Consider the following 13,220-nt stretch of genomic DNA (forward strand, 5'->3'; position numbering starts at 1 on the left):
GTCAGTTCTCGAAGCCGGGCAGGCCGGCCAGCAGATGCCGCTGGTCGAACTCGGGCACGAAGCCGAGCCGCGTCGCGGCGTGTGTGAGGTCGTAAAGCGGTGCGAACGGATTGCGGCGGTAATGCGCCGGATCGCGAATCTCGACCGCGTCGCCGTGGAGGCGGCGCAGGCGCTCGACGGTCGGCTCCGGCGACAGCGTGACGCTCGCCGACAGATAGAAGCGCTCGAATTCGCCGGGCTGCATCGGCAACTCCAGCGCAAGGCGGAACGCGCGGGCCAGATCACGCGCGTCGATATGGTGATGCAGCGGGCCGCCGCCCGCCGTCGACGGTCCACCGGCCACGGGCGCGTGATAGTTGAGCGGATCTTTGGCGCGCGCGACGATCTCGCCCGCCATCTCGGGATACGCGACGAACACCGTGCGCAACGCCGGCACCGACATGCCGCGCAAGGCGTACGCACGCGCGATGTCCTCGCCCGCCACCTTGCTCAACGCATACGGGTCCGTCGCGTTCAGCGGATGCGCGAGATCGAGCGGCGCATAGCGCGGCGGCATCATCCGGCCTTCGCGCACCGTGTAGCCCGCAACCGAATCGCTCGAACAGAACACCACGCGCTGAATGCCCTCGGCCTCGGCCGCGTCGAACACAAGCCACGTGCCCTGCGTGTTGACGTGCATGATGGTCGCGCCGTCGCCGGACCAGATGTTCGGCACCGCCGCGATGTGCAGCACGGCATCGATCCCCTGCATCGCCCGCTTCACCGCGACGGGGTCGGTCACGTCCGCGACAATCCATTCGATGCCGGCATCGCCCGCGCGACGATCGAAGCCGCGCACGTCATATCCGTGCGCGCGCAGTTCGCGGACCACGAAACGGCCCAGCAGGCCGGCGGCGCCCGTGACCAGAATACGGCTCATGCGCCCCCCCGCGCGACTGGCGCGAAGCCGAACGCCGTCAGCGCCCGGTGACTGCGCTGAATGGCGCCTTCCGGTTCAGACGAAATGATTTCAAGCATGCAGGTTCCCTCGAAGTTGATGTCGTCCAGCGCGGTGTGTACCTGCGCGAAGGGCATGTCGCCAAGACCGGCTTCGTCATGGCGCCACGCGCTTCGCGTGGTATCCGACAGATGGACCAGGTGGACGAGTTCGCGTAATGCCCGCAAACCCGCGCCAGGCGACTCGCCGATGAAATGCGCGTTCGCCACGTCATAGCAGACCGCCAGCGAGCGCGAACCGTATCCGCGCACGAAGGCGCCGAGCGTCGTGGCATCGGGAAAGGACGCGAACGGCACGTTCTCCAGCGCGAGCGTCACGCCCTGCCGCTCGGCACGTGGAAGCAGTGCGTCGAGGCTTTCGCGCATCCATGTTTCGCGCTGCTCATGTGATGGCGGAAAGAGCGGACTCATGCGGCCGGGCACGACGACCAGATGCGTCGCGCCGAGATCGGCAGCCAGATCGATCGCATCGATGAAAAGATTGACCGAGTACTCACGCATGCGCCGCATCGGGCTGGCGAGGTTGTGATCCAGGCTCGGCACGTTCAGCGAGCGCACGACCAGACCTTCGGCCGCGAACGACGCGGCAAGCCGCCTGCGCTCGCCGGACGCAAACTCATCCAGCGCGAGGTGCGGCGGGTTCAGCACCAGCTCGAACTCGCGATATCCGAGCGCGCCAAGCCACCGTACGCAATCGGCCGCCGGGGTCGACCAGATGTAGCCGTAGGTGTTCACGCCGAGCGGCCTCGCCCGTTGCTTCGTGTCCGGAGTCGTCATGCCGTCTCCCGCGAGCGTTCTTCGGGGCCGGCCGTCGTCACGCCGAGCAGGCGTTCCTGCAGCGCCGTGTCGGCCGCCAGTCCCTTCGCGCTGCCGCCGAACGCCACCTTGCCGTTGACGAGCACGTAAGCACGGTCGGCCATTGTCAGCACGGACTGCGCATGGTGCTCGACGATCACGAGGCTCGCCCGCGAGGTCAGCTTCGCCACCGCCTCGCGGACCTCATGTACGACCGCTGGCGCGAGGCCCTCGAACGGCTCATCCAGCAGGATGAGGCTGCTGGGCACCATCAGCGCGCGCGCAATCGCGACCATCTGCCGTTCGCCGCCCGAGAGATTGCCCGCGCGCGAGCGCATCAGCACGCGCAGCTTGGGAAACAGCTCGCAGATCTCGTCGAGCGGTGCGCCACCGTCGCGAGCGCCGATCTTCAGGTTGTCCTGCACGGTGAGGTTGGGGAAGAGCCGCCGCCCTTCCGGCACCAGTGAAATGCCGAGCCGGTTGATGAGATCGGCGCGCATCGCGCTGACGTCCTTGCCGTCGAAGTTCACGCGGCCGGCGGTGGCGTGCAGCGTCCCGGTGATCGTGCGCAACAGCGTGGTCTTGCCGACGCCATTGCGGCCAAGCAGCGCCACGACCTCGCCGGCGTACACGGTCATATCGACACCGTCGAGTACCGTGCCGCCGTCGTAGCCCGCGCACACCTGGTCGAGCTGCAGCAGCGCGCGCGCCGTCGGGATAGCCTGCGCCGGTTCAGATGCGGCGTCGGCGCGTGCGATCCTCGCCGGAGCGGCAACGGCCGTGCCCGAATCGCCGAGGTAGGCGCTGATCACCTGCGGATCATGCGCGACGGCGGCGGGCAAGCCGTCGGCGATCAGCCGGCCCTGGTGCAGCACCGTGATGCGATCGGACAGCGCCAGCACGCGGTCGATGTCGTGCTCGATCAGAAGCACCGCGTGCGAACTCGCAAGACGCCGGATCAGCGTGGCGACGATCTGGCGATCCGATTCCGCCAGTCCCGCGAGCGGCTCGTCCAGTAGCAGCAGCCTCGCGCTCGTCGCCAGCGTCATGGCGATTTCGAGCAGGCGCTTCTCGCCGTGGGACAGCTCCGCGCACACGTCGGCGGCGCGATCGGCGAGCCCGACTGCATCGAGCAGCGACCAGACGCGTGCGTTCGCTTCCTCACAGGTATAGGCATCGCGCCAGAAACCGCGCCATTGGCGACGCGCGGCCTGCACGGCGACACGCACGTTCTCGAACGCGCTCAGGTTCGGGAACACGCTCAGGATCTGGAACGACCGCGCGAGCCCGAGACGCGCGCGCCGATGCGCCGGCAGGCGCGTGATGTCGCGGCCCTCGAACACGATGCGGCCTTCGTCCGGCAGGAGGAAACCCGTCAGGATGTTGAAGAACGTGGTCTTGCCCGCGCCGTTCGGCCCGATGAAGCTGTGCAGCTGGTTGCGCTTCACGTCGAGCGAAATGCCGTCCTGCGTGACGATCGAGCCGAACCGCTTGGACAGGTTCTGCACGGAAAGCACCGTCTGGCTTTCGTCGCCGCCGGCATCGAGCGGACGATACGGCGGGATGTGCGACGGCCGCGCGGGAATGCGGTGTCGCGTGAGCGTCCAGCGGGGACGCTTGCCGAAACGCTGCAGGAAGCCCTGAATGCCTTCCGGCGACAGAAGCGCCATGACAATGATGACCGGCGCGAAGAACAGCCACCAGTTTTCCGTGATGGCGCTCAAGCGGTCTTCCAGCACGATGAAGGTAATCGCACCCCACAGCGGCCCGAGGAACTGGTGCACACCGCCGAGCACGGCCATCAGGACCGGATCGCCCGCGTGCTGCCAGTTCAGGTTGTTCGCATACACGCCCTGCAGCAGCAGCGCCATCAGCCCGCCCGCCGCGCCGATCGTCCCCCCGGCGATCAGAAGCGCGATCAGGCGTGTCGCATAGACATCGTAGCCAAGGCTCGTCACGCGCTGCTCGTTGTCGCGCAGCGCCTGCATCAGACGGCCAAACGGGGCATGCGCGACGCGCCACAGGAACCACGACAGCGCCAGCACGACCACCAGCGTGAACGCATGGAACGACAGTGCCGAGCCGAAGAGCGGCCGCGGGACATTCTGGATGCCGTTCTCGCCGCCCGTCACCGCGGTCCACTTGTACGCGATCTCGAACGCGATCTGCGAACACGCGAGCGTCAGCAGCGAGAAGTAGAGACCCTTGCGACGCAGGATCAGCGCGCCGATCACGAGTGCCAGCAACACCGAAAAGCCCGTTGCGACCAGCACGCCGGTGATCTCGTTGCCGCCCCAGAAACCGGACGCGATGGCCAGCGCATAGCTCGAGCAGCCGAAGAAAAACGACGCGCCGAACGGCACCAGTCCGAGATAGCCGATCAGGAAGTTCGTGCCCGCGGCATACAGCGTATAGATCGCGATCTGCGTGATGCGGTCGATCGGCATGCCGAGCGCAAGCGCGGCTGCCGAGACGGCGGCCAGCACCACCGCCATCACGACGACCGGATGCCGCCACACAGGCAGGCGGTTCCGTTCCTGCGCCCTTGAGCCTGCGTTCGTTGGCGCAGTTGTATTTGTGCGCATGTTCATTCGAAGCGCTCCCAGTGTTCTCCAAACAATCCGCGCGGACGCAACAGCATCACGAGGAACATCAGCGCATACATGGACGCGGCCGCCGCATCGGGTTGAAACTGGATCGTGAGCGAGGTCACGATGCCCACCGCCAGCCCCGCCACCACCGCGCCGGCAAACGAACCGAGACCGCCAATCGCGACGACGACGAACGCGGGCATGATCGCGTTGGCGGCCATGGAAGGCGACACGGTCCAGAGCGGCGCGGCCAGCACACCGGCGATCGCCGCCAGCGCGCAACCGAGTCCGAACACGCCGGTCATCACGCGAGGCAGATTGATGCCGAGCAGCTCCACCATCTCCGGATCGCGGCTACCCGCGCGCAGGATGCGCCCATACGGGGTCCAGACGAGAAACGCGCCGAGCCCGAGCAGGGTCGCGAGCGTCACGACCAGCACGGCAACCCGGTATTTCGTGATCAGGAGCGGTCCGACCTCGACAATGCCCGCGAGGAAATCAGGCTGGTTGAACGGCTTGCCGTCGGCCCCCCAGAAGAGGCGGATCAGCGCCTCGATCAGCAGCGCCAGCGCGAACGTGACGATCAGGCTGGAGAGCGGCTCCTTGCCATAGAGCCGCCTGATGATGACGACCTCGACCACCATGCCGATCACGCCGACCACGATCGGCGCCAGCACGACGGCGGGCCAGCCGAACATCTGAAAGAGCTGGTACGCGACATAGGCGCCTAACGCGAAGAAGGCCCCGTGCGCGAAATTGATCACACCCAGAAGACCGAAGGTGATGGACAGGCCCACGGCGATCAGCACGTAGACAAAACCCAGCACCAGTCCGTTGGCCGACTGGGAAACAAGCGTATCGAGCATGATGCCCCCCTGGATCGTACGGTCGCCGCGCGTTACAGCGGCGGCATGTTGCAGCCGACTTCCTGCCGGTCACCGAACGCCTTCTCGGTCTCGGCAGCGCTGCTCGACGTCGCCCTCTCCACGTCGAAGAAGTCGTACTTGTCGGTGATCTTCGACTTGACCTTGACGACCACCGAAGGACGCACGAGCTGGTGATCCCATTCGCGGTAATAGAACGGGAACGGGCCGGCGGTGTCCTTCCACTTCTCGAGCTGGGTGACGATGGCCTTCGAGTCCGTCGACTTCGCGGCGTTGATCGATTCGAGCAGCGAGCGCATCGCGATCCAGCCCGACCACGCCTTGTCCGACGGAGGCTGTCCGTATTTCTTCTCGAAGTCGGCGGTGAACTTCTTCTCGGCGGCCGTGTTCTTCGGATTGTTGTAATACCAGGGCTTCACGTAGATGCCCGTCGACGCCTGCGGGCCGACGTCCCAGAAGTCGGTATCGGTCACCGCGACGGCAACGTAGGGAATCTTGTCCTTCATGCCCATCTCGTTCCATTGCTTCAGGAAGTTCGAGAAATCGCCGCCGACGAGACCGCCGAGCACGACATCCGGCTTCGCCTGACGGATCTTCAGAATGTACGAGCTGTAGTCCGCCGTGTTGACGGGAACTTCGTCGACACCGACCTCCGTCATGCCGTTCTCCTTGAGCCGGCTACGCGCCGAGCGCAGGACGTCCTGGCCGAACGCATACGAAGGCGTCAGGAAATACACCTTCTTGCCGATCTGCGACAGGTATGGCATCACGCCGGCAATCTGCACCGGCACCGTGGCCTGCGTGCGAAACGTATAGCGGCTGCAATCCTTGCCGGTGATTTCGCTGGCGGCCGCGCCAGGCAGGATCAACGGAATTTTCGAACGGTTGGCGACGCTCATCATCGCGAGCGCGGACGAACTGTAGTTGCCGCCCACGACGGCGACGACCTTGTTCTCCCCGATGAGCTTCTGCATGTTCTGCTGCGACACCTGCGGGTTCGGTTCGTCGAGCCATATGAGTTCGACCGGCCGGTCGAGCACCTTGCCGCCGGCCTGCGCGAGCGCCAGTTCGCTGCCGCGGTCGAGGAACTGGCCGATCGAGGCACCCGGCCCCTGCTTTGAATAGATGAGCCCGATGCGCACGGGCTCGGTGCCCTGTGCGAGCGCCGTGGCGCTGAAAGCGAGGCCGATGGCGATGGCGAAGAGCGAGCGAAGGCCTACCCGCCCGCGCGGATTGCGGAAATTCATGGTTTTGTCTCCTTTGAGGGGTGGCGCCCGCCGTTTGGTGTCGCGGGACGCCGTGGAGCCTGGGTTGAACGACGGCTCTCTCGTTGTGATTGTGTTTGCCGCTACGCGATGTACGGTTTGCCGTAGACCGGCTCTTTATACGGAATCGGCGGCAACTGCCACGTGCCGGTCGAAGGCGGTCTGACTTCGGCGTCCACATGCACGTCGATCACACAGGGCCGCCTGTTCCTGATTGCCTGCTCCACGGCCTGGCCGAGGTCCTGCGAGCGCGTGACGGTCATCCCATCCGCGCCGCACGCGCGCGCCCATGCCGCGAAGTCGGGGTTGTAGCGCTCGCCGGTTTGCCCCTTGTAGAAGGCCGTGCCGATCTCGCGGCCATCGAAGAGGCCATATTGCAGGTCGCGAATCGCGCCCCAGGCGAAGTTGTTCCAGATGATCCACACGACCGGCAGGTTGTATTCCACCGCCGTACACAGCACGTAGGGCGCCATCGTGAAGCCGCCGTCTCCGACCACCGCGACGCAGGGCCGGTCCGGCGCGGCCAGTTGCGCACCCAGCGCCCCGCACACGCCGAAGCCCATCGACGAATAGCCCCAGCTGTTCAACATGCTCTGCGGGCGCTTTGGCTTCCAGAACTGCATGAACCAGTTGTGATGCACGCCCGAATCGAGCGACAGGATGACGTCGTCGGGAAGCGTCTTTTGCAGCGTGCCGACCACGAACTCCGGCCTCAACGGACTGGTGGAGTCACCGAAGTGCGGACGCACGAACGCTTCCCACTGGCGCACCCAGCCGAGCACTTCTTCGGCCCACGGCGCGTAACGCTTCGCTTCGATCGCGGGGCGGCCAGGCAGCGCGTTGAGCAGCTGGCGCGTAAACACCCTGGCGTCAGCGACGATGCCGATCGTCGTCGGGTAATTGCGGCCCAGCTCTTCTGGATCGATATCCACGTGGACGAGCCGCGTCTTCGGGAAATTCCACGAGTAGCCCGGATGCCAGCTCGACGACGAGCGATCGTCAAAGCGCGTCCCGATCGTGATGACCAGATCGGCATGACGGCCCGCCTCGTTGGCGGGATACGCCCCGTTGCGACCGATGAAACCGAGCGTCAGCGCGTCGTCCGCCGGCACGCAGCCCATGCCGTTCGGCGACGTGATCACCGGAATGCGCAGCGTCTTCTGCAGCTCGGCCAGCTCAGGCCCCGCTTCGGCGAGCGTCGCCCCGTGGCCGATGAAGAGCACCGGTTTGTGCGCGGCGCCAAGCAGGTCCAGCACGGCGGCGATATCGGCGTCGTTCGCGCCGGGCCGCGCCGGCCGGTCCATCTGCGAAGCAGGCGGCAGTTCGACGTCGGCCTCTTCCTGGAACACGTTGTACGGAATGTCGAGATTCACCGGACCGGGGCGGCCCGTGACCATCGTGTCCATCGCCTGACGCAGCGCGAGCGGCAGCATGTCGACGCGCGTCGGCTGGAAGGCGCGCTTGACGACCGGCCGCATGACCTGCGCGAAGTCCGCCTGATTGTGCCGGTAGAGTTCCTGGAACGGCCCGCGATTGTGCTGCGACGTCGGCACGTTCGCGGTGATCGCCATGAACGCCGACGAGTCGGACAGCGCGGTGGCGAGCGACATCACCATGTTCGCCGAGCCCGGACCGGTGGACGTCAGCGTCGCGACGGGCCGGTGCTTCACGCGGAAATACGCATCGGCCATGTGCCCGGCGCACTGCTCGTGGCGCGGAGAGATCATCTGCAGCTTGTCGCGCACGTCGTACAGGGCATCGAGGATGCCGACATTGCCATGACCACAGATGCCGAACACGTACGGCACCTTTTCCTTGACCAGCGTCTCGGCGATCAGTTGACCGCCCTTCATCATCGGCATTGCATCGTCCCCTTCATGCACTCAGTGTGATCAAACGTTCTTCGCTCATCTCGCGCACGGCGTAGTGCGGCCCTTCCCGTCCGAAGCCGGAGTCCTTGCTCCCGCCGTACGGCATCAGATCGACGCGCGAACTCGACGTCTCGTTGATATGCACCCCGCCCACGTGCAGGCGCCGCGCGGCCTTCAGCGCCACGTCGATGCGGTTCGTGAAGAACCCGGTCGCGAGGCCGTACGGCGTCGCATTCACACGATCGATGGCTTCGTCGAAGGTATCGAACGGCACGATCGACATCACCGGGCCGAACACTTCCTGACAACTCACCGGCGAACCCTGATCGACGCCGGTGAGCAGCGTCGGCGGCACGACCGCGCCCTTGCGCGCGCCGCCCACGAGTCTGTCCGCGCCGCGCGCCACCGCATCGTCGATCCAGCGCTCGATGCGCTCGGCCGAAGCAAGGCTGATGACAGGGCCGACCAGCGTCGACGGATCGCGCGGGTCGCCAAAGCGCAGTTCTCCCACCAGTTCGGTCAGACGCGCCTTGACCTCCGCCATGCGGCTGCGTTGCACCAGCAGCGTCTGGATCGACGTGCAGACCTGGCCCGCCTTTCTGTATCCCGCGGCGACGATCTTCGGCAGCGCCTGGTCGAGATTGGCGTCGTCGCCCACGATCGTGAACGCGATGCTGCCAAGCTCCATCTGCGTGCGGCGAAGGCCCGCACGCTGCTGAATCGAACGTCCGACTTCGGTGCTGCCCGTGAACGCGAAGAAGCGCACAGCCGGCTCGTCGATCAGCCACCCCGCCACCTCCGCGCCGCCATGCACCACCGTGATGAGTCCCGGCGGCAAACCGGCTTCGAGCAGGCTCGACGCCATCAGATTCGCGAGCGTGGGCGTGTGCGTCGAAGGCTTGAGCACGACTGCGTTGCCAGCGGCGAGCGCAGGCGCGACCTTGTGCGCGACAGTGTTCAGCGGTGCGTTGAATGGCGTGATCGCACACACCACGCCCAGCGGCACGCGAATCGTGAAGCCGAGACGGCCGCCCTGCTGCGGCGCGCCGTCGAGCGGCACCATCTCGCCGGCGAGCCGGCGTGCTTCCTCGGCGGAGAGCCTGAATGTCTGCTGGCAGCGCTTGACCTCGCCCTGCGCGTCGGTCAGCGTAAACCCACCCTCGGTCTGCAACGCGGCGACGAGATGCGCTGAATCGCGTTCGAGCAACGCCGCGGCGCGCTCGAGCACGGCGCCTCGTTCATACGGCGTCAGCGTGGACGCGGAAAATGCGCGATGTGCCGCCGTCACCGCCATGCGCACCTGTTCGTGCGACGCGACGTGCAGGTTCGCGCACGGCGTCAGCCGGTATTTGTCGTGTACTGCCATGCGGTCGCCGCCATCGGCCCACTGGCCGTCTATCAGCAGTCGTACCTCGGGCAGTGCGGTGAATGAATCGGTCATCGAATTGGGCTCCATGCGGTAGAAAGCAGTGTAGGCTCGCCGTTTCGCGAGCAAAACTATTGTTTTCCGAGACCACCTATACGGTCAGCTTATGGCCGGATGCATGCCGCGCCGCGATCACGCCGAAAACCAGCGCCGGGCCGAGCGTGATGCCAGGCCCGGGGTACGCGCCGTTCATCACGGCGTGCATGTCGTTGCCGCACGCGTAGAGTCCGTCGACCGGCGTGCCGTCCGCGCGCAGCACGCGCGCATGTTCATCGGTGACGAGGCCGGCGGCCATGCCGAGGTCGGCGGGAAACACGCAGACCGCGTGGAAAGGGCCCTGCTCGATCGGCGCAACGCAGGGATTGTGCTTGTGATCGCCATCGCCCAGATGGCGCTGGTAGATGTCGCCGCCTCGACCGAATTCGTCGTCGCGCCCTTCTCTTGCGTCGGCGTTGAAGCGCTGCACGGTATGAAGAAGCGCCGCGCGGGGGACGCCGATGCTGTCGGCCAGCGCGTCGAGCGTGTGCGCTTTCTTGAGGTAGCCACTCGCGACGTCGCGCCGGGTCGACAGCGCGAACGGACGCACGCGGCCGAGCCCGTATTTCCAGAGAAAACGGCTGTCGCAGATGAGCCATGCAGGAATCGCGGCGTCCGCATGGCGAAGCTGGGCACGCACGAACTCGTGATACGAGACTGCTTCGTTGACGAACCGTTTGCCGTGCTGGTCCACCGCGATCAATCCCGGTTTCGCGCGATCCGTCACGGTGTGCGGAAACATGGCGGAGGTGCCGTCCTCGCGTTGCCAGCAGGACACCGGCACCCAGAACGCAAGCGCGTCGTCCACGCCTTGCGACGGCGGGCTCAACGCCGCGCCCGCCGCCTGCGCGAGGCGCACGCCGCCCTGCTGCGCGCGTGCATCCACGGTGGCCGATCTGTGCCCGGCATGGGCCGGCACGAACGAGGCACGCAGCGCTGGATCGTGTGAGATACCGCCCGTCGCGAGCACGACTGCTCGCGCGCGCACGGTCCTTTCGTGACCGTCGATGCGCACGTCGAGTCCGGTCACGCGGCCATCTTCGAGTACGAGTCGTTCGACGCGCGCGTTCAGTGCGATCTCGACGTGCAGATCGCGCGCCGACTTGAACAGCCTCGCGACCAGCGCGTTGCCCAGCACGAGCGTCGTGCCGCGATGCGCACGCAGGCGCTGCAACGCGTATTTGCCGGTCAGCTTGAGCACGTCCCATGTCGCAGCGGGCGACTTTCCGATCCGGCGCAGCTTTGGGATGTCTTCGCGGCCGATCATCATGCCACCGAACAACATGAACTCGGGCAGCGGATCGCGCAGCAGCGCAAAATCCTCGCCGAGTTCGCGGCCATCGAATGGAACGGGTTCGAGCACGCGCCCGCCTGCCGTCGCGCCGGGAAGGTCGGGGTAGTAGTCGGGATAGCGGCGCACCGGCCTTAGCTTCAGCGCGGTATGGGCTTCGAGGTAACGGATTGCGGCGTCGCCGTCACGAAGAAAGGCGCGCATCCTCGCATCATGCGTCGCGGCGGGCACGGTCTGCTCGATGTAGCGACGGGCCATCTCGTCGCTGTCATCGAGGCCGCATTCCTTCATCTTGTGGTTCGCGGGAATCCACACCATGCCGCCGGAGATCGCGGAGGTACCGCCAATCCGGCCGGTATGCTCGACCAGCAGTACGCGAGCGCCTTGCGCCGCACCAGCGCATGCGGCCGCGAGCCCCGCAGCGCCCGCCCCAACGACAACCAGATCGTAGTTTTCATCAATCATGGTGACGCAGTGTAAGCTTGCGAGCCGCGAGGACGGGACTACCGATTTCCGATAGCGGTTATCGCTTTCTGCTATGGCTGTCTGTTTTGCGCGGCGGGCGTTTCGTTTGCACACGATGACGACTGGAATCCGCGGCGCGGGTGCAAAGCGGTGGTGTGGTCGCCTCTCTTGTAGATTTGTCGAACGAAGACAGCGAGGGCCACGGATGATGAAAAGCGCTCAGGGCGCTTGCATAGGTTATGCGATGGAATGGTTTGATGCCGGAGAGGAAGCGGTCAACCTCTCCCATGAGAACACGAGCTATCGGACTGCCCGACGAAATCTTAATTGAGCCTCGCAAGGCCGACGTTCGCAACGTGCCGTCGCGGCACGCAGGAAAAAACGGATCCGGTTGAGGACACCGGATCCCAAAAGGTCGTCCCCAGCACAAAACCCGGGGGACGTCCGGACGTTTCGCCTGTCAACGCTGGCAGGCAACCTTAAGCTAATTTATTTCGCCTTCCTTAAACGAGGCTTAAGCAACGAGATTCGTTGACCGAAACCTGCTCTCGCGAGACAAATGTTTCAGAACCCTTTCACCGTGCTGATTCCGGTTCAATAAGGCTCGCTGATCGTGAACCGAGGTGGCATTATTCATGTCGAAATGACAGGTCACATAAGACTCGTTATAGATCGCGGGCCAGACATCGAACCCGTTGTTTACTGGAATCGTGAGTGGCCTTTAACCCGTGCTTAAGAGTACGATGAAGCGTGGCAACCAGCCGGGATTAAAAAGAGGCGAAATTGCCTGCCCCATGTCGTAGAGTATCGAAGGTTGAAACCTGAATCTCTGTCTTGCGTATCAATCGAATAACGTCGTCCGTAACGTCAACCTATCCCCGCTCTCGAGCGGTAACAGTAGTCCTGTGAAGGCGCGATGGCGCCTTCGGTCAGAGGAGACCTGCCATGACCAGGATTGGATTCTGCGCAGCCATGCTCATGGCGAGCGTTCTTGCCGGGTGTCATTCGGGTGTAAAGATGAACGAGCAGGGAGGCGCCACTCAGGGCAACGCCGCAAGCAGTCAGCCGGCAAATGTCGGACCCACGGTAGTCGACGAACTGAATAATCCCAATGGGCCGCTTGCGAAGCGAAGCATCTATTTCGATTTCGACAGCTATACGGTCAAGAGCGACTATCAACCGCTGCTTGAAGCCCATGCGAAGTATCTCAGAGCCCATCCGGATCATCATGTGCGGATTCAGGGCAACACCGACGAACGCGGAACAAGTGAATACAACCTTGCGCTGGGTGAAAAGCGCTCGGAAGCGGTACTCCACGATCTGGAGACGCTGGGCGTTCCCGACTCGCAACTAGAGGCGGTTAGCTTCGGGAAAGAAAAGCCGGTTGCCCTGGGTCACGACGAGGCATCGTGGGCGCAGAACCGGCGGGCAGATCTGGCTTATCAGTAAGTCCGCGTGCCTGAAAAAACGCGATCGGCCACTAAAGAATGAAAGGGACTTCCCCGCCCCGAGGCTGCGGCGGAAGCCACGGGACGGGGAGTGGCGCTTTCTTTGCTTACATTTCTTTGCGGCGGCAAAGAAAGTGCCTGCCCCGCACAAG

At 64.9% G+C, this 13,220-nt stretch carries 9 protein-coding genes; 1 reads left to right on the plus strand and 8 read right to left on the minus strand.

All coding sequences use genetic code 11. The features are described 5' to 3' along the window. Position 1: 1 nt before the first annotated feature. From BLV45_RS09430 to BLV45_RS09465, 8 genes are all read right to left on the minus strand, one after another. Entirely contained in the window at positions 2-919 is a 918-nt protein-coding gene (locus BLV45_RS09430; RefSeq protein WP_090532089.1) for an NAD-dependent epimerase/dehydratase family protein, read from the minus strand. Then, positions 916-1,773: a sugar phosphate isomerase/epimerase family protein gene (locus BLV45_RS09435; protein WP_090532091.1), complete on the minus strand. Its 858-nt coding sequence runs from the start codon at positions 1,771-1,773 to the stop codon at positions 916-918. The genes BLV45_RS09430 and BLV45_RS09435 overlap by 4 nt, the downstream gene beginning before the upstream one ends. After that, positions 1,770-4,310, minus strand: coding sequence for a branched-chain amino acid ABC transporter ATP-binding protein/permease (locus tag BLV45_RS09440; RefSeq protein WP_245753174.1), 2,541 nt, complete (start codon positions 4,308-4,310; stop codon positions 1,770-1,772). The genes BLV45_RS09435 and BLV45_RS09440 overlap by 4 nt, the downstream gene beginning before the upstream one ends. Positions 4,311-4,378: 68 nt before the next feature. Further along, positions 4,379-5,248, minus strand: a complete 870-nt coding sequence (locus BLV45_RS09445) for a branched-chain amino acid ABC transporter permease (RefSeq protein ID WP_090532095.1) — start codon at positions 5,246-5,248, stop codon at positions 4,379-4,381. 32 nt (positions 5,249-5,280) lie between these two features. Further along, complete coding sequence (locus tag BLV45_RS09450) at positions 5,281-6,513, minus strand: ABC transporter substrate-binding protein (RefSeq protein ID WP_090532097.1); 1,233 nt, start codon at positions 6,511-6,513, stop codon at positions 5,281-5,283. A gap of 101 nt (positions 6,514-6,614) precedes the next feature. Continuing rightward, entirely contained in the window at positions 6,615-8,393 is a 1,779-nt protein-coding gene (locus BLV45_RS09455; protein ID WP_090532098.1) for a thiamine pyrophosphate-binding protein, read from the minus strand. A gap of 13 nt (positions 8,394-8,406) precedes the next feature. Then, positions 8,407-9,843 (minus strand): aldehyde dehydrogenase family protein, encoded by a 1,437-nt coding sequence (locus tag BLV45_RS09460; protein ID WP_090532100.1) that lies wholly within the window; start codon positions 9,841-9,843, stop codon positions 8,407-8,409. 76 nt (positions 9,844-9,919) lie between these two features. Next, positions 9,920-11,620: an FAD-dependent oxidoreductase gene (locus BLV45_RS09465; RefSeq protein ID WP_090532102.1), complete on the minus strand. Its 1,701-nt coding sequence runs from the start codon at positions 11,618-11,620 to the stop codon at positions 9,920-9,922. Between the two features lie 945 nt (positions 11,621-12,565). Between BLV45_RS09465 and pal the strand changes: the two genes are divergently transcribed. Next, positions 12,566-13,069 carry a peptidoglycan-associated lipoprotein Pal gene (pal, locus tag BLV45_RS09470; RefSeq protein ID WP_143130405.1) on the plus strand — a complete coding sequence of 168 codons (504 nt, stop codon included), beginning with the start codon at positions 12,566-12,568 and terminating at the stop codon, positions 13,067-13,069. Positions 13,070-13,220: the final 151 nt, after the last annotated feature.

This window comes from Paraburkholderia sartisoli (assembly GCF_900107685.1).
GTDB lineage: Bacteria > Pseudomonadota > Gammaproteobacteria > Burkholderiales > Burkholderiaceae > Paraburkholderia > Paraburkholderia sartisoli.